Below are 22902 nucleotides of genomic sequence, written 5' to 3'. Positions count from 1 at the left end.
GTTTGAGCTTACTATGCTGCCCGTTTCATGTCTTCATTGTATCCCTCTGTAAGTGCTGCATCTATCTGTCTAATCAACTAAAAATGATACTTTTCAATGATGCGATCCTACGCTATTTCTTTTACCTTATCCGAAAGCAGAAAAACCGTCCGGTGCCCGGACGGTCCTCTTGATGTATGATCCATAAGTTCGGTTTGGGAAGGGATCTACGTTCCGTCAACCCCACCATTCTCTCTCCGAACTGCATTCCACCTTACTCCGCAAAACGCCAAAGGCACTTTATACACATTACAGAAGGCTAAATGCCGCATTGGATAATAATGTAATCTTCCTCTTGAACCTTCTTTGCAAATGAAATGAGCCTGCCAAGACAATCGAGCATTTCTTCCCTTTGGAATGTTAAGGGTTCATAGTATCCCGATTCTATGGGGGCTTCGGCTCCATCCCAAGTATATTCACCTGTCAGAATCACTTGGTCAGGTGCTTCGGAAAAGATCAGAAACCAAGCTTCCATCAATCTCAGGAATTTCTCCGCTCCCCTTCTCTCTACCATGGACTGACCATACCGGTTAAATCCATACTCCCTCACGTTCTTAGAAGGGTTGTGGGTTTCGATCCAGCTTAGCGAATCCTGCATATATGCAAACATGCCATCACTCATAACGGCAACATTTGCCGGATGTCTGTCTCTGTATTTTAAAATCTCGGTGCTGTGCAGCAGGGCGTTATAGTCATTTTGTGAAATCAGAATAAAGTCATGTACTAAAGCCATTACGGCAGCCCCCTTTTTTAGGTACCATCTCTCCATTCATCTAACCGAAGTATATCAGAACTTCCATCTGCAGGTCCTTTGTTAATCCCCCATTCTGTTTCAAATAGAACTAAAATGATCAACAAGAAGCCTTATGCTAGAGACCATATGCGTAGGGAAGAACAAGCCCCCCCCCCCCTTTACATTGACGTTACGTTAACATTTAATTTGGTAGTATGGAAGGCAGGGAATCCCATTGAAGATCAAAGAAGCCGCAGAGAGGCTCAACATTACGGCTCGGGCGATCCGGTTCTATGAAGAAAAAGGGCTGATCGCCCCGGCCAAGCAGGACGACAATCAATACCGCCGCTTCAGCGAGAAGGACATCTGGCGGCTGCAGACCATCATCGCGCTCCGCGAATCCGGCATGCCTTTGGAGGACATCAAGAAGGCGCTGGAGCAGAGCGATGCCCGGGATCACGAAGAGCTGCAGTATTACCTGGAGCTCCAGCGCTCGGTCATGTTCTCGAAGTGGCTGGAGATCAAGCAGATTATCGAGACGACCGACTATATGATCGGTATGCTGAAGGAGCACCAATCGCTGCCGCTGGACGATATCTATGCGCTCGCCGAGGGCTCCAAACGGCTGCGGGAGCAGCGCCGGGACTGGAAGGACCTGTGGAACTACGACCGGCTCGCCGGCCTTCACGACCAACGGGTGCTCACCGATGCCGAAGAGTACAGAGGCTATACTGAGGCGCTGGAGACCGCCGTGCGGTGGCTCGCCCCCATTCCCGGGGAGAACGGGCTCGATATCGGGACGGGTACCGGCAACCTGGCCGCACGGCTCATCGAACGCGGTGTACGGATGTCGGGCGTGGACCAGTCGAAGGAAATGCTGAAAAGGTGCCGCCGGAAGAACCCCGGGATGGAGACGAAGCTCGGAAATTTTCTCGCACTCCCCTATCTGGACGGGCGGTTCGACTTCGTGGTGACGAGCTTCGCCTTTCACCATCTGACCGACGACCAGAAGGTGCTGGCTCTGGGCGAGATCCGCAGGGTGCTGCAGCCCCGCGGACGGATCTGCATCGTGGACCGGATGGTGACTGCGGATGACGAGTCCGCTGCCTGGCAGGGGAAGCACTATCCCTCCCTGCCGCGGCTGCTGCAGTGGCTCGAGGATGCCGGCTATGTGACCAAACACGGACAGATCGACGGCATGGTGCACATCGTCTATGCGGTACCGATCCGGTAGCATCATGCGCTTGACCTTGCCGCAGCGTCAATCCCTATGATGAGAGCATCACACAAAGGGAGGCTGTATCCATGGACAAAGAGCAGCTGCAGCAGATCTACACGCAGGAAGAGTATTACTGGGGCAGGGAACCTAACGAGCTGGCAAAGCGCGTATCCGCATTCATTCCGGAAGGCGGCCGGCAGGGAAAGAAGCTGCTGGACCTCGGGGCCGGGGAAGGACGGGACAGCGTGTTCCTGGCAAAGCTGGGCTTCGATGTGCTCGCCATGGACTTCTCCTCTGCGGGCCTAGCCAAAGCCCGCCGGCTGGCGGAAGAAGCGAAAGTGTCCATCCGTACGCTGGAGGGTGACTTGAATGACTGGGTACCCGATGCCGAAGCGGATGTCGTCTATTCGATAGGTACACTCCAGTACCTGCATCCGGAGAACCGGTCCCGGCAGTTCCGCCATTGGCAGGACCGCACGGCTGCCGGCGGACTTCACGTGTTGTTCGCCTTCACACGGCATCCCGATGTGGAGACAGCTCCCGATTGGGGGAAGAACGAATACCTGTACGAGCCGCAGGAATTGGAGAACTATTATCCACACTGGGTTACACTCGCAAGCGAGTCCGTCATCTTCGATTGCTCGTCCAGCGGCATTCCCCACCGGCATGCGGCAAGCATTCTCATCGCCAAGAAACCAACCTAAAGAAGGGCTGCCGAGCGTTCGGCGGCCTTTTTCTCACCCTTTACCATTTATATAGTTATAAATTAATAAAAGAAAATATTGACAAATTAATATCAATTATTTAACATAAATTTTGTAGATGGATGCGCTTTCAGTGATATTCAGCCCCAATATCCCACTTCAGCGGTCCTTCTGCGCAAGCCCATCCGTATCACGTATCATGACTTGGAATGGAGGTGACACAGTCCTATCCGTAAATAGCGGCGTTAACCGTACGTCTGCAATCCCAATTCCCTAATTGAAAGGAAGCGAATTCGTATGAAAAAGCCCGCCAAAAAATGGCTCGTCACCGCCGCTCTCAGCTGCGCCATGGCACTCACCTCCGTGATCCCGGCCAGCGCCGCCTTCTGGAACCTGACCGGAGACATCGGCGTGCATGACCCTTCCATCATTAAGGAAGGCAGCTCTTACTATACGTTCTCCACCGGCACGGGCCTGCAGGTGCTGCGGTCGGATAACGGCACGAACTGGTACCGTACTCCGCAGATTTTTCTGCAACCGCTCTCATGGTGGAAGACCTATGTGCCCAATAACACCAACAATGACGTCTGGGCACCGGACATCCACTATTTTAACGGCCGGTACTGGCTCTACTACTCCATCTCCACCTTCGGCTCCCGCACGTCCCTCATCGGTCTGACCTCGACGGCCAGCATCGGCTCCGGTCAGTGGCGTGACGACGGACTGGTCATCCGCACGACGCAGGACGGCAACGACTACAATGCGATCGACCCGAACCTCACGATCGATGCCAATGGCGAGCCATGGCTGAGCTTCGGCTCCTTCGGCAGCGGTCTGAAGCTGGTGAAAATTGATAAGAACACGATGAAGCCGACCGGCAGCCTGACGACGATCGCCCGACGTACCACGAACGGCGGGGCCATAGAAGCGCCGACGATCACGTACCGCAACGGCTACTACTACCTGTTCGCCTCCATTGACTACTGCTGCCGCGGCGTGGACAGCACGTACAAGATGGTGTACGGCCGTTCGACCTCCATCACCGGCCCGTACCTCGACAAGAACGGGGTCTCCATGCTGAACAACGGCGGCACGATCCTCGACAGCGGCAATGACCGCTGGAAGGGTCCCGGCCACCAGGACGTGTACAACAATAACATCATCGTCAGACACGCCTACGACGCGACAGACAACGGTGCGCCGAAGCTGCTGATCAACGACCTGCTGTGGGATTCCTCCGGCTGGCCGACGTACTAAGATCGAGCCCTCGTGAGATATAAATTTTTAGATTTCAAGTGAAAAACGGCGTACCATGGGGCTGCCTATGGTACGCCGTTTCTATTTAGGCTATGGTATGGTTACTGCCCCTCCTCTAGAGGATTTCCGCTGTTCGGCCCTGGAACGGAGACAGTTCCGTCGATGCGCTCTGTATAATCTGATGTGCAGCGTGCCGTGAATTTGCCCGGTGTATTGGGGAGCACCTCCATGACGCACATCTGCTTTTGTACCTTGTAGCGGTTTCCTGCCCGAACCACAAAGTAGTCCAAGGGCGGCCAATCCGGTCCTTCCGCAAAATGCGCTGTTACCGAAACGCGAATCCGGTCCGGATTGGAAGCATCCGTCCTCCCAACCTCAAATGAGCTTAACGGTGAACCCTCCAGTGTCTTATCGTTCATCAGCGCTGTAAAATAATCGCGGACGATCGCTTCGCCCTGCTCCGCCGGATTCGCCGTCACTTGCTCTGCAGGCCGGCTTGTGCGCGCTTCCAGTGTTTGCGTGCTTCGCCAGTATTCAGCCCCGTAGACGGACGCACACAGCGAAACTGACAGGATCATCATGAGTACTATAACGTTCCTGGTATGACCCACTAGGATAGACCTCCCCATCACTATGCTTGGCGATCTTGGCCGACGATGACGCGCCAGTGGGAGCCTTTCCTGATCACGGGAAAGGTGAATTCGCCTGGTTCCCCGCCCACAACCGCGTGGATTCTTGCTTCCATGATCCTCTCGCCCTTCTTGGTTACGGAGAGAACGCGGGCTTCGCTAATTTCATCTGAGATCGTGCGGTACTGGCGGATCTGCTCCCTCTTGGCCGGGAATCTCAGGTCATCCGCATACTGCACCATGCTCTCGATATCGTGTCTGAGCAGCGATTCCAGGTAACGTTCCACCACGATCCGGGCTTCGTACTCCGCAGGAATCGGCGCCTTCGCGGCCGTTGCGTCTTGAGTCAGTCCGGCCAGGACCACAGTGAACAACCCGATCACACTGACCGCCGCCTTCCACCTGTGTCTGAACAGAAGGACCGGCACGATCAGGAGGAAGACAAAGGCCAGGCTCTGAAGTACCCAGGCACCGATGCGCTGCTGTCCGGGCTCGGTCAATCTCACCCAATCAAACATCTGGATGATGCCGAGCCCTGCCTTCGGCAGCTCGATGCCCATATAGCCGAATACCGTGCCCACAGCTACAGAGCCTGCGGCCAGACCGAAGAGAACGGTGAACCGGGAAAACCGGCCGATCCACTTCGGCAGAAGGAAGGCCAGCAACGCGCCCGCCGATATCATGCCGATGCTGTATATGTAAATCTCCGTCTCTGTTACGGGGATGATCAGACCTAAGGGTACAGCCCCCGTGTCAGCGGACCTCCCGCCGGCAAGCAGGATACGAATCCCTACCATAACCATGTACAGTCCGGCTAATCTCGATACAAATGACGCACCAAGTTGTAAAGCGCTCATGCTCCCTCTCCCCTTAAGATCCGGCCTTGTTGATGCGCCGGTAATGCACAATTTGTGTGAAGTAACGAAGTACCAGAAGAAAAGCAACCCATACAAAAGTCCGAATCAGAAGAGAGTCCAGTTGATACGTCATGTCCATATAGTACATCTCATGCTCATTCGGACTGCTGTATTTGAGGTGATACATGTAATTCCAGATCCGTCCCGGCAGCTGGTGTGCAGAGTACAGGATAGGCAATAGCAAAGGTAGAGAAGCGATCCTCTCACTCTGCGTCCTTAGGAAAATAAGCAGTCCCAGAAGGATCATTATCCCCGCATAGCCGGAGTAAGATCCCCAGCGGTCACCCAGCAGAACGCCGTAATACCAAGGCAAAGGCCCCGGGAACCTGCAGCTTTTGAAGCCCGAAGACCAGCCCAAAGGGTAGCAGCGTCAGCATGACGGCCCACCGGTCAGCTGTTTTTCGGGTCAGCAGCAGAGACAGCATTCCTGCCAGCAGGGTCAGAGAGACAACCCCGATCCCTCGACCGAGATAATGCACCTGAAGCTCCTCCACCACGGCATAAGCATACCAGCCCAGAAACAGCACGGACACAGGCAGCAGGACATCAAGGCTTGCTCCGTACGTCTGCCGGGTCAGCTCCCGGCGAAGCATGCGTGGATCACCGAACTGCCGCAGCGTCCGCTCTAACGCGTCTTCCCTGCCTAGACCTTCCGCCTCCAGCTCCTCCACGGAGCAGGCGATGTGGGTCCGCATCTCCTCCCGCCACTCCGCCTTTTCTTCACGCCGAAGGAACGTCCCTCTGAGGATGCTCAACAGGTAGCGGTCTATCTTATCCATTTCTGTGTCCTCCAAGTGCTTGATTATTTATGAACGGAGCTGTCCTCCCGAGTACCCGGCACGCTCCGCATAAGGCATTCGGTCCAGCAAAGGCTGAGCGTCTTTTAAGGCTTCCGCCGGCAGCTTGCCTGCCTTCACATCCTTCAGGATCTGATTCATCCGCATGTAGTCCTCGTGCGAGATCAGGGTTCCCACCACAAGAACCCACCGCCCTCCTCGGCGAACGGCCGGATACGTGTATTCATGCGTTCTTCCTTCCGAAACCGTATGGAGCATCACTTCCATCACATGCCGGCCAAGAGGTGCAACCGATACGACCGAGACTTCGGAGTACGTCTTCGCTATACGCTTGTCATCTTCAATCTGGGACTGACGATTAGCGAAATGCCGGTTCTCTGCATATGTTGCGGCCTCTTCCGGCTTTCCGCTCAGCAGAGCTGCAGCGTACTTCCCAGCCGTGGCCTTCACTTGGCTTTCCGCATCTGCACCGCTGCTCCCCGCTGTCGCCGCCCAGCCCGTTCCCGCAAGACAAAATAGCAGAACGCATGACGTCTTACGAATGGCAGTCGGGGACATGGCGTGCCAGCGGATCAGCAGCCCACCCGGTACTAGAAGGAGCAGTACTGCTGCCAGTCCCCCCATGATCCACCCGTACAGGACCTGCTCCCTCGGATGATGGAGTTCAAACATGCCAAATAGGGATACTCCAACCTCCTCCAGATGGAGGATATCCGATGCCGCCCTGGCGCACAACACCCCGAGTCCGAGCGAGAATACTGCTCCGGTTAGCAAGCTCATCCCCAAGGATTGCCTTCTCAGAATGAAAGGCAGGACCGCCGAGACACCGATCCCTGCTGCAAGCAGCAGGCCGGCATAGGCCAGCATCCCCTCCTCCGAACCCGGCGTGAACAAGCCGAGCTGCGCATAGCCGGTGTCATCCCCCCCGGCCTCACGAAGGAGTATCCGGATGCCTAGAAGCACCAGGAAGAATCCGATAAGACGAAATCCAGTACTAATGAAAATTTGGAAACGGGACACGGTCATTCCTCCTTTCCCCCTATGCCCTGCTGGCTCCGGCAGGCTTGCTCTTCTGCTGTTGAAGAAAACCATGAGCGACTGCCAGAAAGACCGCCAACACGAAGAGTCGGATCGAGACCCCTTCCAAGTGGGACAATACTTCGTGGCGGGATACAGGATTCATTCCTCGATCCAAGGCCGAGAACAGATGCAGGTTCAAGCTCCTGCACAGATCAAATGCCTTGTAGAGGAAGGCAAGAACCAAAGGAAGAGCGGAAACGCCGGTGTTCTTCGTTACGTTCAGAAGCACCAGCCCCCACAGGAACATCATCGCCAGGAAGAGCTGATAGCTTCTCCAATCCGATGTGTAGTTGTTCATGACCGCACCATACCACCTGACAGCCTCCGGAATCCCGATGGCAAGGCACACATGCAGGAAGGCATAAGGCAGCACCGCACCCAGCAAACCGAAGCGGTCTGCTCGATTGCGGGTCGTGAGCATAAACAAGACCGCAGCCAGCAGGGTGAGCGGAATCAGCGGAAGCACCAAGCGGCCGTCGTACAGACGAAACTGGTTCTGCAGATACAAGAAGAGGAACGTCGCCCAGAGCAGCGCAGATACATGCAGGACCACATCCATGCTGACTCCGTACGTCTGCCGGGTTAAATCCCGGCGAAGCATGCCCGGATCGCCGAACTGCCGGAGGGTGCGCTCTAGCGCTTCTTCCCTTCCGTGGCCTTCCGCCTCCAGCTCCTCCACGGCGCAATCGATATGCGTCTGCATCTCGGCCTTCCACTCCGCCTTCTCTTTCCCGGTCAGAAAGGTGCCTCTAAGTATTCGGTTCAGATAGCGGTCCGCCTTGTCCATGCCCGAGCCCTCCAAGAAATTGGTTGATGATCTGCGTGTTCCTTACCCAGGATTCTTTATTCCGGGCCAGCTTGCCCTGCCCTTCCTCCGTGATCCGGTAATACCTGCGGCGCGGCCCTGCATCCCGCTTGTCCCAGTAGCCCTCGATGAACCCGTTCGCCTCCAGCCGCTTGAGCGCAGGGTACATTGTGCCTTCCTTGAGCTCGAAGGCTCCCTCGGTCGAGGCATTCACAATCTTGGTGATTTCGTACCCGTACGCATCCCCGTTCTGAAGGATCGACAGGATGATGGCATCGATATAGCCTTTGATCATCTCATTGCGCATGACGGGCCTCCTTACTATGTCATTCTATGTATTCAGAATAGCTTGGCAGGGATTGCACAGCATGAGGCTAAATATCCATTTTTATACAAGGTAAAAAGATACAAAAACGTAAATATGTCCCCAATTCAAGAATGGGGGGCACGAAAAAACGGGCCTCTCCCTTCCAGGAGAGCACCCGCCCTTCTCTGTTACACCTGAAACTTCGCCGTAATGGCCTTGAGCTCCTGCGCCATCTCGTTCAGGGAAGCCGCCGAGTGGGAAATCTCCTGCATCGAGGCCAGCTGCTGCTCTGTCGCTGCCGAGACCGTCTCGGTACCGGCCGCTGTGGCGTCTGCAATTCCCGCCACCTGGTCGATCGAGTACGAGACCTGCTCCACACTTGCGGCAATCTGCTGTACGGCAGCCGAAACCTGCTCGATCTGCCCCGCTACGTCGTTCACGGACCGGTTGATGTCCCCGAACTTGTCCCCTGCGGTCTGCACCGCCACGATGCCGCCCGAGACTTCCTGTACGGCCACCTCCATGGTGCCGATCGCCTGTCTCGTCTCCGACTGAATATGCGAGACGAGCTCCTCGATCCCCTTGCTCGAAGCCGCCGACTGCTCGGCGAGCTTCCTCACCTCGGCGGCGACGACCGCGAAGCCTTTGCCCTGCTCGCCCACGCGCGCCGCTTCGATGGCCGCGTTCAGTGCCAGCAGGTTCGTCTGGTTCGCAATCGCCGAGATCATGCCGCTGATCTTGCCGATCTCATCGGAGCGGGCACCGAGGCCCTGGACCACTCCGGCCAAGCCGCTTACCGCAGCCTGGATGGATTTCATCTGTTCCACCGCCGTGCCCGCCGCTTGGTTGCCTTCGCGGGATTTCTCGAGCGTCTGCACGGCCGATGCAGCCGCATCCGACGTATTGGCAGCCACATGCTGTACCGAGGTCGTCATCTCTTTCATCGCCTGGGCACTCGAACCGACGGACTGCACCTGCCGGTCGGAGCCGGAGGCGACCTCCTGGATGATGTTCACAATCTGCTCGGTTGCGAAGCCCGTCTCTTTCGCGCCTACGGTGAGCTGCTCCGCCGAAGAAGCGAGCTGTTCCATGTTCCCGCTGACCCGGGAGATCACCTCCCGCAGGTTCGCGGACATCCGGTTGAAGGCGCCCGCCAGTTCTCCGAGCTCATCCCGGCTGCGGATCGCAATGGTCTCAGTCAGATCACCCTCGCTGATCTTCTGGGCGGCCGAGCGCATCTCGCGGAGCGGTCTGAGGATGGAGCGCATGAACAGATACGCGGTCAGTGCGCCCAGGAGCAGCGCAGCGGCTACCACCAGCACGGTCGTGTTAAAGATCCCCCGGGCCGCTTTCTCCACCTCCGAGTCGAACATTGAACCGGCCAGCTTCCAGCCGGTCGCCTCGTTCGTGTAGAACACCATGTGTTTGTCCGCACCTTCATCCGTGTACGAAAATTCGCCTTGGGCATTCGCATACATAGGATCAAAGTGTGATGCCGCGGATTCGGTGCCGCTGGCGATCTGCGGGTGAACGACGACCTTCCGATTTTTGTCCAAAATAAACGTATATCCTTCCGTGCCGATCTTCGCCAGCTTCGTGAACTCCAGAATGTGCTTCAGGTTGATGTCGATCCCGAAGACGCCCGAACGGTCCTCCAGCATCTGCACGACACTGACGACCACCTCACCTGTGGATGCGGTCACATACGGATCCGTAACGACCGCCTTGCCCGGCTGCTTCATAGCCTCCTCGTACCACGGCCTATTCCGGGGATCGAAGCCGGCGGGCAGTTCCTGCAGCGGGGAGAGGAACATCCGCCCATCTGCCGTTCCTACGTAAGCGACCATAACGTCCGGATGCAAACCCACGTACTGTTCCAGCTTGGTGATCAGCAGCGGGATCTGCTCCGGTCTGTAGTTGGATGCGTTGAACACCTTGGAGAAATAACTCATGTCATGAACCTTGGAGGCCATTTTATCGTTAATGGTAGAGTTCAGCATCTGCAAGTTGTCCATAGCACTCGAATGAATCTTGGAGCTGATCTCATTCTTTGCGCTCATGTAGGCCAGAATGCCGATCGTCAGGCTCGGCAGGAGCAGAATGGCGGCAAATACGGTCACAAATTTCGTTCGGAGATTCCACGCGGTTCCGGCTTTCCCGGGTTTTTTCGGTTTCATCGCTTTTACCCTCGCTTTAGATAGTTATGTACCGCCAAGGTTTTACACAATTCGACATGTTTATCATAAAAAAATACCCCGTATGCGGATAGACACGGACAGGGCCTGACATCGCAGGGAAGTGATCGCAGTGTGGGATGCAATCTGCGTAATGTTCTTTATCAAGAACATTTGTATTGCTGATTATGATACGCGCAGGCACACTACATGTCAACAACCTTAACATAAGGGAGTATCGGCTGTAAGACGAGCATTGTTTAGAGGCTGTCCCGAAAAAGTTCGGGATTTTGGCATCGCGGGCACCCTTCTGCCGCAGTATCGTTGGCGGACAAGCTCAACGCTCTCCTCTACCCATGACTCCTTTTACTTTTTGGTAAAACGAAAGAAGCCCGAAGAGAAGCATTCTGCGTCAGAAGGCAGATATGCTCTCATCGGACGAAACAAAACATCAGCCTAAAAGCGGCGGTGACTTGAGACAGGCTTACCCGGGCACCGCTGGGGCATCCGTTCAGAAGCAGCGGGAAGTGATCATCTTCTTCTTCGTGTAGAACTCGACGCCGTCCCGGCCGTTCGCATGCAGATCGCCGTAGAACGAGTCCTTCCAGCCCGAGAACGGGAAGAACGCCATCGGCGCAGGGACGCCCACGTTCACGCCCAGCATGCCCGCTTCCGCTTCTTCGCGGAACTGCCGGATCGCGCGGGCGCTGTCCGTATAGAGCACGGCCGAATTGCCGAAGCGGGATTCGTTCGCGATGGCGAGCGCTTCATCCAGGTCCGCAGCGCGGAGTACCGCGAGCACCGGACCAAAGATCTCCTCCTGCGCGAGGGACATCTCCGGACGGACGCCGTCGAAGAGCGTAGGCCCGAGGAAATAGCCGGCAGACGGAGAGAGCGAGGCTGTCCCCGCTTCTGCGGCTCGGGAAGCCGGAGCCCCCTCGGCCGGCGGCGGCGGATCGGCGGCATGGCGGAGTCCCCCGCTCCGGCCGTCGAGCACGATCCGGGCGCCCTCCGCCACGCCGCGCTCGATCATGCGCCGGATCCGTTCCCGGTGCTCCTCGCGGATGACGGGCGTGAGCCCCGAGTCCGGATCTGCGCCGGGGCCGACGGTCAGGGCGGCTGCCGCGGCCGCCAGCCGCCCGACGAAGGCATCGCCGTCGCCTACGACGACTACGGCGCTGCAGGCCATACACCGCTCGCCGGCGCTGCCGAAGGCCGAGGCGATGATGTTCTCCACCGTCTTCTCCGGGTGGGCGTCCGGCATGACAATATGGTAGTTCTTCGCGCCCGAGAGCGCCTGCACCCGCTTGCCGGCGGCCGTACCTTTACGGTATACGCTCAAGGCCGCCGGCTGGGAGCCGACGAACGAAAGGGCTTTGACCTTGTCATGTTCGGTCAGCGCATTCACGGCGTCATAGCCGCCATGCACCACGTTCAGCACACCGGGCGGCAGGCCGGCTTCCTCGAGCAGGGCTGACAGCTTCATGGCGGTCAGCGGCGTGCGTTCGCTGGGCTTCAGCACGAACGTATTGCCGCAGGCCACGGCCAGCGGGAACATCCAGCAGGGCACCATCATCGGGAAGTTGAACGGCGTGATCCCCGCCACGACGCCCAGAGGCACGCGCAGCATCGACGAGTCGAGATCCGGCGCGATGTTCGCGAGTCCCGTTCCCATCATCAGGGACGGGGCGCCTGCGGCAAATTCGACGCATTCGATGCCCCGCTGCACTTCCACGGCAGCTTCCTTCAGGCTCTTGCCGTTCTCGGCGGTGATCAGCGCGGCCAGCTCCTCCGCATGATCCTGCAGCAGCTGCCAATAGCGGAAAAGCACGCGCGCCCGCTTTGGCACCGGCATCCGGCTCCAGGAACCGAATGCTTCTACCGCCGCTTCCACCGCCAGACTGACTTCCGCAGCTCCCGAGAGAGGCACCCGCGCCAGGAGCCCGCCGGTCGCCGGGTTGACCACCTCTTCGCAGGCTCCGTCTGCGGGAAACACCTCCCGTCCGCCGATCCGATTCGGCAACAGCGGCACCCCGCTCTGCTCCATTCGTATAGCCGCACTTCCAGCGTTCATAGAATCTCCTCCGTTTCGGGTGAGATATAAATTCTTATCTTTGAACAAATCGATCCCTCATGGCAGGAATTCTCCCATGTCTATCGAAATAAAAGGCAAACACGCCGTTCCGTCCCTTCGCTCCCTTCCTCGTTCCATCCCGTCTCGCTGCGCCGGCCTGCCTGCTGCACTCGCTCGTTACCACGGCGCTCACAACACATCTACCTAAGTAGGAGGCGATGTTCTTGGCAAGCACGCTGCTGCAGCTCACGATCCGCGAGATTCTCCGCCGCCCCCTGTTCCGCAAGGCGGAAGCGCTGGCCAGCGACCAGGCGCTCGATCGGGTCGTCCGGTGGGCCCACATCTTGGAGGTCAGCGAAGTGGGCCAGCTGCTTAACGGCGGAGAGCTGGTTCTCTCTACCGGCGTCGGCTGGCAGGAGAGCGAAGAGACGAGCCAGCTCTTCCTGAAAGGGCTGATCGACAGCGGGGCCTCGGGCCTCTGCATCGAGCTCGGCCGCTACACGAAGCACCCTCTCCAGGGCATGAAAGAGCTCGCGCTTCAGGCCCACTTCCCTCTGATCTTCTTCCATGAGGAAGTCCGCTATATTGACATCACCCAGGATCTGCATTCGTTTTTCATCAACCGCCATCACCGCATGGTCTCCGAGCTGGAGGCCTTATCCGCCCGCCTGAACCAGTCCCTGCTCGCCGGACGGGGTATCCTTCCGCTGCTGCAGCTGCTCCAGAGCACTACCGGCGCTTCCATCGCTTTCCTGCCGATCGGGGCGGAAGCTTCCTTCGTGCCTCCGCTCGGGCGTACGGAGGAAGCCCGCTTCACCGCCGAATGGTCCCAGGGCGCTCGCAGCCGGCCGCCGCAAGCGCCGCCGTACCGGACCCACCGGCCGATCCTCGCGCTCGATCAGCATTTTGGCGACCTCATTCTCTCCTCCCCCGAAGAGCTCAGCGACTATGCGCTGCTGGCGCTCGACCGCACCGCCACTGCGGTGGCCCAGGAGATGATGCGCACCCGTTACATGGAGGAGAAGCGCCGGCACCAGGAGGACCGCTGGCTCGCGGACTGGCTGGACGGGAAGCATACGGAGAAGGAAGTGCTCACCGGCCTCAGTACGCTGTGTGCAACGGGCCGCATCCGGTCGGCCACCGTCTGCCTGTTCGATCCCGAACCTGCGCTGGCCGCCGCCAGGGACTTCGAATCCGTACTCATCCAAAAGCATATCGTCGCCCGTTCCATCTTCGGCGGCGAAGGCTTCACGGTCCTGCCCGGCTGGGTGGACCGGCAGGCCGTGTATGTACTCGCGGACGGGATGCCTCCGGGGCGTACGCCGGCCGCCGAGCGCATTCTCCGCTGCCTCCACCTTCTGCGGAAGACCGAGCCGGGCACCGGCCTCTTCCACAGCCGGGCCGGCATCGGCCGGGAGGTCACCGACCTCACCCGGCTGCGGGAAAGCTATGATACCGCGAGGGAGACGGCCGTAATCCAGAAGGATACGGGCCCTCTCCCCCGGCCGATGTACAGCGAACTCCACGTGGAGCGCATCCTGGCCCTGCTCAAAGGCACGGGGCAGCTGCCCGCCTTGATCGAAGATTACATCGGGCCGCTGATCCGCTATGACGCCGAGCGCAGCGCCCAACTGCTCAAGACGCTGAAGGTGTATCTCGCCGCCAGCGGTTCCAAGCAGGAGACCGCCGCCGCCCTGTTCATTGTCCGGCAGACCCTCTATCACCGTCTCGAGAAGATCGCTTCCCTGATCGGCAGCGACTTCGACCAGCCGCGCAAGCGGCTGGCCCTGGAGCTGGCTCTATACGCCTACGAATACGGGAACGGCCCGATGAGCTGAGCCGTTTCTCCTGAAGCCGGCTTAGCTTACACGGGCGAATTCCGGCACGGCCAATCCGTTTTAATCGCATGGCCCTGAGCCCGCTCAGCCTGCCACATACGTCACGAGCACATCCCGATTCCGCTGCCGGCAGGCCGGAGTCATGCCCGGCCGAGCTGTTTCATCAAAGCGCAGCCCAGCGTTCTCCTCGCTTCCGCAGTGAGCAGGTGCATCACCCGCCGCTCCTCCGGCCGCTGCGGATGGTGCAGCACGATCCTCGTGCCGCTCAGCCCTTCGGACACTTCTCCGATGATATAGCCCTGGATCAGATAGGCGTTCATCCGGTACTGCTCCTCGACCACCTGTCTATGTTCGGACATGGGCATCCCCTCCTAACCCTGCAGCAGCGGCTGGGTGGTGCCCGCCCCCGGACTGCCGGCGTTCCCATCCGTCAGCCCCGCTCCGTATTTTGCCCGCTTCAGATACTGCCCGCGGCCGGGAACGCCCGTGAAGACGCGGTCGCGGACGACGAACTCGCCGCGGGAGAGCACCGACACCGGCAGGCCGGTCAGCTCCATGCCTTCGAACGGGTTGTAATCGACGTTCATGTGATGGGACGCCGCCGAGACGACGCGGCGCGCCGCCGGATCGAAGAGCACGAGGTCCGCGTCGCTGCCTACAGCCACGGTCCCCTTGCAGGGGAAGAGACCGAACAGCTTGGCGCTCCGGGTGGAGACGATATCGACGAACTGGTTCAGCGTCAGCCTCCCCTTGGCCACTCCTTCGGAATAGAGAATGCTGAAGCGGTCCTCGATCGTCGGCCCCCCGTTCGGAATACGGCTGAAGTCGCCGCGGCCGAGCTCCTTCTGCCCCTTGAAGTTGAAGGAGCAGTGGTCCGATCCCAGCGTTTGCAGCTCCCCGCTCTTCAGCGCGTTCCAGAGTGCGCTCTGATGGGACTTCTCCCGCAGCGGCGGAGACCAGACATACTTCGCCCCTTGGAAGTCCGGCCGCTCCAGGTCCGTCTCGTCGAGTACGAGGTACTGCGGGCACGTCTCGCCCCAGATATCGAGACCCCGGCTGCGCCCTTCCGCGATCTGCCGGACCGCTTCCTCGCAGGTGACATGAACGACGTAGAGCTGGGAGCCCGCCAGAGCTGTCAGCTTCACGGCGCGGCCCGTCGCCTCGCCCTCGATCACGGAGGGTCTCGTCTTGGCATGGTAGATCGGATCGGTGTTCCCCGCCTCCAGCGCCTCGCGGATCAGGTAGTCGATAACGTCCCCGTTCTCCGCATGCACCATCACCAGCGCGCCATGCTCTTTGGCCGAGAGCAGGGTGCGGTACAGGGTGCCGTCATCCGCCTGGAAAACGTTCTTGTACGCCATGAACACCTTCAGTGAAGTGATGCCCTCCTCCTTGATGATCCGCGGCAGCTCCTCCAGAACCTCATCGGTCATCTCCGAGATCATGAGGTGGAAGCCGTAGTCGATCACCGCCTTCTCCTCCGACTTCGCATGCCACTGAGCCACGGCCTCGGAGAGCGGCTTTCCTTTGTTCGTCAGGCAGAAGTCGATCACCGTCGTTGTCCCGCCGAAGGCGGCGGCTCTTGTACCGGTCTCGAAGTCGTCCGCCGTCACCGTTCCGCCGAACGGCATGTCGAGATGTGTATGCGGGTCGATGCCGCCGGGCATGACGTACAGCCCCGCCGCATCCACCACCTCAGCCCCCTCCGCCGAGAGCCCTTCCCCGATCGATGCGATCCGTCCGTCGCACAGCAGAAGATCCGCCCGGTACGTATCGCTTGCCGTGACAATCGTGCCGCCCCGTATCAGCTTCGCCGTCATGGTTACACCGCCTCCTTCGTATCGCTGCTTCCCGTCTGTGCCCCGCTTCCAAGCTCCGCCAAGGCTTGCTGCCGTTGGTTCCAGGACATCGGGGCTGCCAGAGCCGGCAGCTCCACCATCTCGATCGCCCCGTCGACCGGGCATACGATCGAGCAGAGGTTGCAGCCGACACAGTCTTCCTCCCTCACCTTCAGGTAGGAGGAGCCGTCCGCCGCCGTGTGCCTCTCGATGCACTGGTGGGATGTGTCTTCGCAGGCGATATGGCATTTGTTGCACGAAATACAGGTCTGCGTATCAATTCGTGCGACAACCTTATAGTTGAGATCCAGCGCACCCCAATCCGAGTACCTCTCGACCGAACGGCCCACAAGCTCGGACACGCTGGAGATGCCTTTGTCATCCAAATAATCGTTCAGCCCCTCGACCAGCTCATGAATGATCCGGAAGCCGTGGTGCATGACGGCCGTGCACAACTGTACGCCCGTCGCGCCCATGAGCATGAACTCCACCGCGTCCCGCCAGTCCGAGATGCCGCCGATCCCCGAGATCGGCACGCCCACCTGCGGATGCCGCGCACATTCCGCCACCATGTTCAGCGCGATCGGCTTCACCGCAGGTCCGCAGTAGCCGCCGTGCGTCCCCTTGCCGCCGACATGGGGAACCGTGTTCCACGTGTCGAGATCGACGCCGGCGAGCGAGTTGATCGTATTGATGAGCGACACGGCGTCCGCTCCTCCCCGTACCGCGGCCGCGGCCGTTGCGGTGATGTCCGTGATGTTCGGCGTCAGCTTCACGATGACCGGCGTGCGGGCCGCCTCCTTGACCCACATCGTCTGCGCTTCCACGAGGTCCGGCTGCTGCCCGGACGCCGCCCCCATGCCGCGCTCGGCCATGCCGTGCGGACAGCCGAAGTTGAGCTCAAGCCCGTCGACGCCGACCTCCTCCACCCGCTTTACGATCTCATGCCACTTTTCCCGCTTCGGTTCCACCATCAGCGAGGCGATGATGGCGTGCCCGGGAAACCGTTTCTTGGTCTCGGCGATCTCCCTGAGATTCACTTCCAGCGGACGGTCGGTGATCAGCTCGATATTGTTGAAGCCGGCCACGCGCCGGCCGCCGAAGTGAACGGCGGCGAACCGGGCCGACGTATTGATGATGGGATCCCCCAGCGTCTTCCACACGGCGCCGCCCCAGCCCGCTTCGAAAGCACGCTGCACCTGGTAGCCCGTATTGGTCGGCGGCGCGGAGGCCAGCCAGAACGGATTCGGCGACTGAATTCCTGCGAGATTGATACGTAAATCGGCCATGCCGTTCCCTCCTCGACATTGTTCTGCATACGCTGGTTACGCGGTTTCTACGCCATAGCCTTCGGACATCCGGCGGATCGCTTCGGCGGCCAGCTTGCCCTGCTGTGCGGCGGAGACCACCATCGCCTCTCCCTGTCCCTGGCCGAAAATCACATCGCCGGCCGCATAGATCCGGGGATTCGAGGTACGAAGGGTCTCGGGATCGACCCGCACGACGCCGCGGTCATGCTCCAGCCCAAGGGCCTCGATTAGCGGCACATGCCGCGTCTGGCCGATGGCCTTCACTACTGCATCCGCCTCCATGACGAAGGAAGAGCCGGGGATCTCCACTGGCACGGGCCGCCCGCCATCTTCCGCCGGACGCAGCTCCATGCGCACGCATTCGAGGCCGGTGACCCGGCCGGAGGCATCGCCGACAATCCGCTTGGGCGCGGTGAGCCAGCGGAACTCGACCCCCTCCGCCTTCGCGAATTCGTACTCGAATGCGTAGGCCGTCATCTCCTGCCGGGTGCGGCGGTACACCATCCGTACCTGCGAGGCTCCCAGGCGCTGCGAGGTCACCGCGGCATCCACGGCGGTATTGCCTGCGCCGATCACGATCACCCGGGCTCCGGCAAGATCCTCGGGCATCCCGGTCTTCGTCCCTTCGATAAGCTCGATCGCATCGTAGACGCCGGCAAGCCCTTCTCCTTCAATGCCGAGCATGGGCACCGTCGACATGCCGGCCGCGAGCACGATCTCATCGTACGAGGCCAGAAGCTCCTCCACGGAGATGTCCCGGCCGACCCGCACTCCGGTACGGAGTTCCACGCCGAGCGACCGCACCTGCTCCACCTCCCAGAGCGGCACCTCCTGCGGCAGCCGGAACGATACGATGCCATAGGTGTTCAGGCCGCCTCCGAGCTCCTTCGCTTCATACACCGTCACCGCGAAGCCGAAGCGGGCCAGCTCCCTGGCGGCGGACAGGCCCGCGGGCCCGGCTCCGATCACCGCCGTCTTCCGGCCGTTCGGTGCGCCCGCCTGCAGCAGCGCCTGGCCGCTCTTCATCGCCCAGTCCGTGGCATAGCGCTGAAGCCTGCCGATGAGAATCGGCTTCGAGGCGCCGTTCAGCACACAGGCGCCCTCGCAGAGCTCTTCGGTCGGGCAGACCCGGGAGCAGCTCGCCCCCGCCGGGTTCGCCAGCATGATCGTCCGCCCCGCTCCCTTGAGGTGGCCCGTGGCGATCTGTTTGATGAACGTGGGCACGGGAATCGCGGTCGGACAGGCCTGGACACAGGGCGCGTCATAACAGTACAGGCAGCGGTTCGCTTCCTCGAGCGCTTCGCCCGGCCGCATCCCGGGGTCGATTTCGTCGAACGGTCCTTTGGCCTTCGAGGCCGAGCATGGCAGATGGTTCATAGGCAGGTCCTCCTTATTACGGTCTCTGTTTGATCGCCGGCAGGCAGCCCTTCCTTTTTCCCCTACAGATTCATAATCGCCTCATACGTCTCCGGCCGCCGGTCCCGGTAGAATTGCCAGATGTCCCGCACCTCGCGGATCAGCTCGCGGTCCATCACGCCGATTACCACTTCATCGCTGTCCCGGCTGCCGATCGATAGGATGGTGCCTCTCGGGTCCACCAGGTACGACTGGCCGTAGAATTCGCCCATGTTCCACGGCGCCTCGACCCCGACCCGGTTCACCGCCCCGACATAGTAGCCGTTGGCCACCGCGTGCGCCGGCTGCTCCAGCTTCCACAGGTACTCCGACGTTCCCGCCACCGTCGCCGACGGGTTGAACACAATCTCCGCCCCGTTCAGGCCGAGCAGGCGGGCGCCCTCAGGGAAGTGCCGGTCATAGCAGATGTACACGCCGATCTTCGCATAGGCCGTATCGAAGACCGGATAGCCCGTGTTCCCCGGCTTGAAGTAGAACTTCTCCCAGAAGCCGGAGCTCCCGCCGCCCGCCGCCACATGGGGAATATGATGCTTGCGGTACTTGCCGAGGTAAGAGCCGTCCGCATCGATCACGGCCGCGGTATTGTAATACGATGCGATGCCTTCGCGCTCATACACCGGGAGCACGATCACGATGCCAAGCTCCTTCGCGAGCTCCCGGAACCGCCGCGTCGTCGGCCCCTCCGGCACCGGTTCGGCCGCATCGTACCATTTCGTTTTTTGTTCGGAGCAGAAATACGGGCCGTAGAAAATCTCCTGCAGGCACACGATCTGCGCTCCTCTGGCCGCCGCCTCCCTTACCAGCTCCACGTGCTTGAGCACCGCGGCCTCCTTATGCACGCCCACCGGCTCATCCCCATGCACGTCGTGGGAGGCCTGGATCAAACCTATCGTTACGTAGCGCATAAGCGCTCCTCCTTCCGGGATTCGATGATGCGTCTGGCCGCCCTGTACAGCAGCTGCGCGCCGAGGGCAATGTCCTCCGGTGACGAATACTCCTCGGGATTGTGGGATATGCCCTTGCGGCTGCGGACGAAGATCATGCCGTAGTCACAGAAGTGCGACATCGCCAGCGCGTCGTGAAAGGGCCCGCTCATCAGCTCCGGCGGCTCCAGCCCCATCGCCCGTCCCTGCTCCCTCAGCAGCGCCTTGATCCAGGGGGCGCAGTAGCGGGGCTCGCTGTTCGTATCCTCGCGGATGGTCACGGTGAGCCCGTGCGCTTCCGCCGTATCGTCGATGAGCCTCCGCAGCCGAAGCTCCAGGCTTTCGCGACGCTCAAGATCGATGTCCCGCAGGTCCAGGGTGAAGCTGACCCGCTCCGGGATGATGTTGCGCGAGTTCGGGAACACGTTCAGCGAACCGACCGTGCCGACGGTCGGCGCTCCCGGCTCCTCGCCGGCGAGGGCGTTCAGCCCCGCGATGATCTTGGCGGCGCCAACCAGCGCATCCTGCCGCAGCAGCATCGGTACGGAGCCGGCATGCCCCGCGAAGCCCGTCAGCTCCACAGTCAGCCACAGCGGGCCGGCGATACCCGTCACAATGCCGACGGGCTGCTCCAGCGCTTCGAGCACCGGCCCCTGCTCGATATGCAGCTCGAGGTAGGCGGCCACGCTTGCAGCCGGGTACTGCGAAGCTGCGAAGGCTTCCGGATCCGGCGTGCAGCCGAATGCCTCGAGCGCCTGCCTGCGCGTAATACCGTCCGCGTCCGCCCGGTCCAGCTCGCCTTCCTCCAGCCGGCCGGTCAGCCCCCGCACGCCGAACAGCCCTTTGTTGAACCGGCAGCCTTCCTCATCGCAGAAGGCCGCCACCTCGACCGCCATCCCCGGCACGACGCCGTCTTCGATCAGCGTCTGCACCGCCTCCAGCGCGCCCAGCACGCCGATCGCCCCGTCGAACCGCCCGCCGTAGGGCTGCGAGTCGATGTGCGAGCCGAGCATGAGCACGGGGGCGGCCGGGTCCGTCCCCTCAAGGCGGCCGATGAGATTGCCGAATGCGTCGATCCGAGTCTGCAGCCCGGCTTCCTCCATCCAGGACTTCACGAGCAGCACGCCTTCCTTGTCTTCTTTTGTGAGCGCCAGCCGGCGCACACCGGTCTCCCCCAGCATGCCGATCTGCGACAATGCTTCCAGCCGTCCGTGCAGCCGTTCGCTGCTGATCGTACGCGGTGCCGTTTGGGCCATGCAGCCTCCCGCCTTTCCTATGTGATGGGTTGATTCTTCATCGGGGTAAGGTGTATTGTCTGCCGAACCTCCTTCACAGCGTCTCCAGCGCTTCCCTGAGCGTCACGGCGATGAGATCCAGCTCCGCTTCCGTCGTTACAAAAGGCGGCGCCACCGTCACGATATTTGCATAGCCCGGCACAGTATCGCCGTTCTTGCCGAGAATCACGCCCCGGCTCCGGCAGAAGGAGAGCACCTTCATCACCTTGTCCGCAGATGCCGGTTCCTTACTCTCCCGGTCCTCCACCAGTTCGATGCCGGCGATGAATCCGAAGAACCGCAGGTCCCCGACATGCGGATGCTCCGCAAGCCCCGCCAGCCGGAGCCGGAGCCCTTCGCCGAGCTCCGCCGCCCGCTCCACGAGCCCCTCCCTCTCGAGGATCTCGAGGTTCTGCAGCGCCACGGCACAGGAGACCGGATTGCCGCCGAAGGTGTTGACATGGCGGAAGTGCGTGTCGTCCCCGGCCCCGCGGAACGCTTCGTAGAGCTCCGCCCTCACCGCTGTTGCGGACAGGGGGGCGTAGGCGCTCGTCAGGCCCTTGGCCATCGTGACGATGTCGGCCGTGATCCCGTAGTTGTGATGGCCGAGCCGCTCGCCGGACCGGCCGAAGCCCGTGATCACCTCGTCGATGATGAGCAGCACGCCGTATTTGTCGCAGATCTCACGCACCGCCGGCAGGTATCCGGGCGGGGGGACGATCACCCCGCCCCCGGTGATGGCGGGCTCCATGATGACGCCGGCCACCGTCTCCGCCCCTTCCCAGACGATCGCGTCCTCGATGGCTCTCGCGCACTCGAGCCGGCAGCTCTCCGGGGACTGGCCGAACGGACAGCGGTAGCAGTACGGCGGAGGCACGTGCTGGAAGCCCATGCCGAGCGGTTCGTATTTGCGCTTGCGCTGGGCCTGCCCCGTCGCCGCCAGGGCTCCCATGGAATTCCCGTGGTAGGCCCGGTGCCTCGAGATGAATTTGTGCCGTGCCGGCTCGCCGTTCTGGTGGTGATACTGCCTGGCGATTTTGAAGGCGACTTCATTGGCCTCCGAACCCGAGTTCGAGTAAAAAATCCGGTACTCCGGCCCGCCGATCCATTCGCTGAGCTTCTCCGCCAGCCGGATCGCGGGCAGATGGGACTGCATCAGCGGCGTGTAGGCGATCGTCTTCATCTGCTCGAAGGCCCGCAGCGCGATTTCTTCCCGGCCGTGCCCCACGTTCACACACCACAGACCGGACATGCCGTCGAGGTACCGGTTCCCGTCGACATCCGTCACCCAGCTTCCCTGGCCTTCGGCGAAGATCACCGGATGGTCATTGTGCGGGCTCATATGGTGCCACAGGTGGCGCCGGTCCTTGGCCAGCAGCTCTTCCTTCAGCGACTGCTCTTCCATCGTGCTCATAGCCCCGCCCCTTCCTCATGGAGTAGAGCGCCGGTCCGCGGACGGACGGCTGCTCTCCCGCTGCTTCCTAGGGGTACCGCCATTATGGGGGCGGCAGCTCCCGTTCTTTTCTGAAAGCTGACTTGGTCATGTTAACATCAAGCTGCCCGCTAAC

The 22902-nt window shown here is 60.6% G+C and carries 20 protein-coding genes; 4 read left to right on the top strand and 16 right to left on the bottom strand.

Features of this window, described 5'->3' with window-relative positions; translation table 11 throughout:
• Nucleotides 1-298 precede the first annotated feature (298 nt).
• Nucleotides 299-772, bottom strand: coding sequence for a hypothetical protein (locus ACP26L_RS13305; protein ID WP_426453120.1), 474 nt, complete (start codon nt 770-772; stop codon nt 299-301).
• A gap of 235 nt (nt 773-1007) precedes the next feature.
• Here ACP26L_RS13305 and ACP26L_RS13300 point away from each other — a divergent pair, with 235 nt between their 5' ends.
• From ACP26L_RS13300 to ACP26L_RS13290, 3 genes are all read left to right on the top strand, one after another.
• The gene (locus ACP26L_RS13300; protein ID WP_426453118.1) at nt 1008-2006 is read left to right on the top strand and encodes a MerR family transcriptional regulator; all 999 of its coding nucleotides are present in this window, start codon (nt 1008-1010) and stop codon (nt 2004-2006) included.
• 71 nt (nt 2007-2077) lie between these two features.
• Nucleotides 2078-2695: an SAM-dependent methyltransferase gene (locus ACP26L_RS13295; RefSeq protein ID WP_426453116.1), complete on the top strand. Its 618-nt coding sequence runs from the start codon at nt 2078-2080 to the stop codon at nt 2693-2695.
• Between the two features lie 297 nt (nt 2696-2992).
• Nucleotides 2993-3952 carry a glycoside hydrolase family 43 protein gene (locus ACP26L_RS13290; RefSeq protein WP_426453115.1) on the top strand — a complete coding sequence of 320 codons (960 nt, stop codon included), beginning with the start codon at nt 2993-2995 and terminating at the stop codon, nt 3950-3952.
• A gap of 101 nt (nt 3953-4053) precedes the next feature.
• Here the strand turns inward: ACP26L_RS13290 and ACP26L_RS13285 are convergent, their stop codons facing one another.
• From ACP26L_RS13285 to ACP26L_RS13250, 8 genes are all read right to left on the bottom strand, one after another.
• Entirely contained in the window at nt 4054-4533 is a 480-nt protein-coding gene (locus tag ACP26L_RS13285; protein WP_426453113.1) for a hypothetical protein, read from the bottom strand.
• 50 nt (nt 4534-4583) lie between these two features.
• Nucleotides 4584-5438, bottom strand: a complete 855-nt coding sequence (locus ACP26L_RS13280; RefSeq protein ID WP_426453111.1) for a hypothetical protein — start codon at nt 5436-5438, stop codon at nt 4584-4586.
• A 341-nt stretch (nt 5439-5779) separates the two neighbouring features.
• The gene (locus ACP26L_RS13275; protein ID WP_426453109.1) at nt 5780-6277 is read right to left on the bottom strand and encodes a permease prefix domain 1-containing protein; all 498 of its coding nucleotides are present in this window, start codon (nt 6275-6277) and stop codon (nt 5780-5782) included.
• Nucleotides 6278-6304: 27 nt separating this feature from the next.
• Nucleotides 6305-7321 (bottom strand): hypothetical protein, encoded by a 1017-nt coding sequence (locus tag ACP26L_RS13270; protein WP_426453107.1) that lies wholly within the window; start codon nt 7319-7321, stop codon nt 6305-6307.
• Between the two features lie 13 nt (nt 7322-7334).
• The gene (locus ACP26L_RS13265) at nt 7335-8162 is read right to left on the bottom strand and encodes a permease prefix domain 1-containing protein (protein ID WP_426453105.1); all 828 of its coding nucleotides are present in this window, start codon (nt 8160-8162) and stop codon (nt 7335-7337) included.
• Nucleotides 8125-8487, bottom strand: a complete 363-nt coding sequence (locus tag ACP26L_RS13260) for a PadR family transcriptional regulator (protein WP_426453103.1) — start codon at nt 8485-8487, stop codon at nt 8125-8127. Before ACP26L_RS13260 ends, ACP26L_RS13265 begins: the two co-directional genes overlap by 38 nt.
• Nucleotides 8488-8675: 188 nt before the next feature.
• A complete protein-coding gene (locus ACP26L_RS13255; RefSeq protein WP_426453101.1) occupies nt 8676-10664 on the bottom strand; it encodes a methyl-accepting chemotaxis protein in 1989 nt (662 codons plus the stop codon).
• A 508-nt stretch (nt 10665-11172) separates the two neighbouring features.
• A complete protein-coding gene (locus ACP26L_RS13250; protein ID WP_426453099.1) occupies nt 11173-12735 on the bottom strand; it encodes a CoA-acylating methylmalonate-semialdehyde dehydrogenase in 1563 nt (520 codons plus the stop codon).
• Nucleotides 12736-12959: 224 nt separating this feature from the next.
• Between ACP26L_RS13250 and ACP26L_RS13245 the strand changes: the two genes are divergently transcribed.
• Nucleotides 12960-14573, top strand: coding sequence for a PucR family transcriptional regulator (locus ACP26L_RS13245; protein WP_426453098.1), 1614 nt, complete (start codon nt 12960-12962; stop codon nt 14571-14573).
• A 140-nt stretch (nt 14574-14713) separates the two neighbouring features.
• On the opposite strand, the gene ACP26L_RS13240 is transcribed toward ACP26L_RS13245, so the two are convergent.
• The 7 genes from ACP26L_RS13240 to ACP26L_RS13210 form a co-directional block, all read right to left on the bottom strand.
• Nucleotides 14714-14932 (bottom strand): hypothetical protein, encoded by a 219-nt coding sequence (locus tag ACP26L_RS13240; protein WP_426453096.1) that lies wholly within the window; start codon nt 14930-14932, stop codon nt 14714-14716.
• A 12-nt stretch (nt 14933-14944) separates the two neighbouring features.
• Complete coding sequence (gene hydA, locus ACP26L_RS13235) at nt 14945-16393, bottom strand: dihydropyrimidinase (protein WP_426453094.1); 1449 nt, start codon at nt 16391-16393, stop codon at nt 14945-14947.
• Between the two features lie 2 nt (nt 16394-16395).
• Complete coding sequence (gene preA / locus ACP26L_RS13230; RefSeq protein ID WP_426453092.1) at nt 16396-17700, bottom strand: NAD-dependent dihydropyrimidine dehydrogenase subunit PreA; 1305 nt, start codon at nt 17698-17700, stop codon at nt 16396-16398.
• A 36-nt stretch (nt 17701-17736) separates the two neighbouring features.
• Complete coding sequence (locus tag ACP26L_RS13225; protein ID WP_426453090.1) at nt 17737-19098, bottom strand: NAD(P)-dependent oxidoreductase; 1362 nt, start codon at nt 19096-19098, stop codon at nt 17737-17739.
• A gap of 62 nt (nt 19099-19160) precedes the next feature.
• Nucleotides 19161-20042, bottom strand: a complete 882-nt coding sequence (locus ACP26L_RS13220; RefSeq protein ID WP_426453089.1) for a nitrilase-related carbon-nitrogen hydrolase — start codon at nt 20040-20042, stop codon at nt 19161-19163.
• Entirely contained in the window at nt 20030-21316 is a 1287-nt protein-coding gene (locus tag ACP26L_RS13215; protein ID WP_426453087.1) for a M20 family metallo-hydrolase, read from the bottom strand. Before ACP26L_RS13215 ends, ACP26L_RS13220 begins: the two co-directional genes overlap by 13 nt.
• Nucleotides 21317-21389: 73 nt before the next feature.
• On the bottom strand, nt 21390-22748 hold the full coding sequence (locus tag ACP26L_RS13210; protein WP_426453085.1) for an aspartate aminotransferase family protein: 1359 nt from the start codon (nt 22746-22748) through the stop codon (nt 21390-21392).
• Between the last annotated feature and the right edge of the window lie 154 nt (nt 22749-22902).

The sequence above is a fragment of the Paenibacillus sp. S-38 genome (assembly GCF_049942825.1).
In the GTDB taxonomy this organism is placed as follows: domain Bacteria; phylum Bacillota; class Bacilli; order Paenibacillales; family NBRC-103111; genus Paenibacillus_G.
The sequence above is the reverse complement of the archived record's forward strand: the minus strand, read 5'-3'. Positions and strand labels throughout refer to the sequence as shown.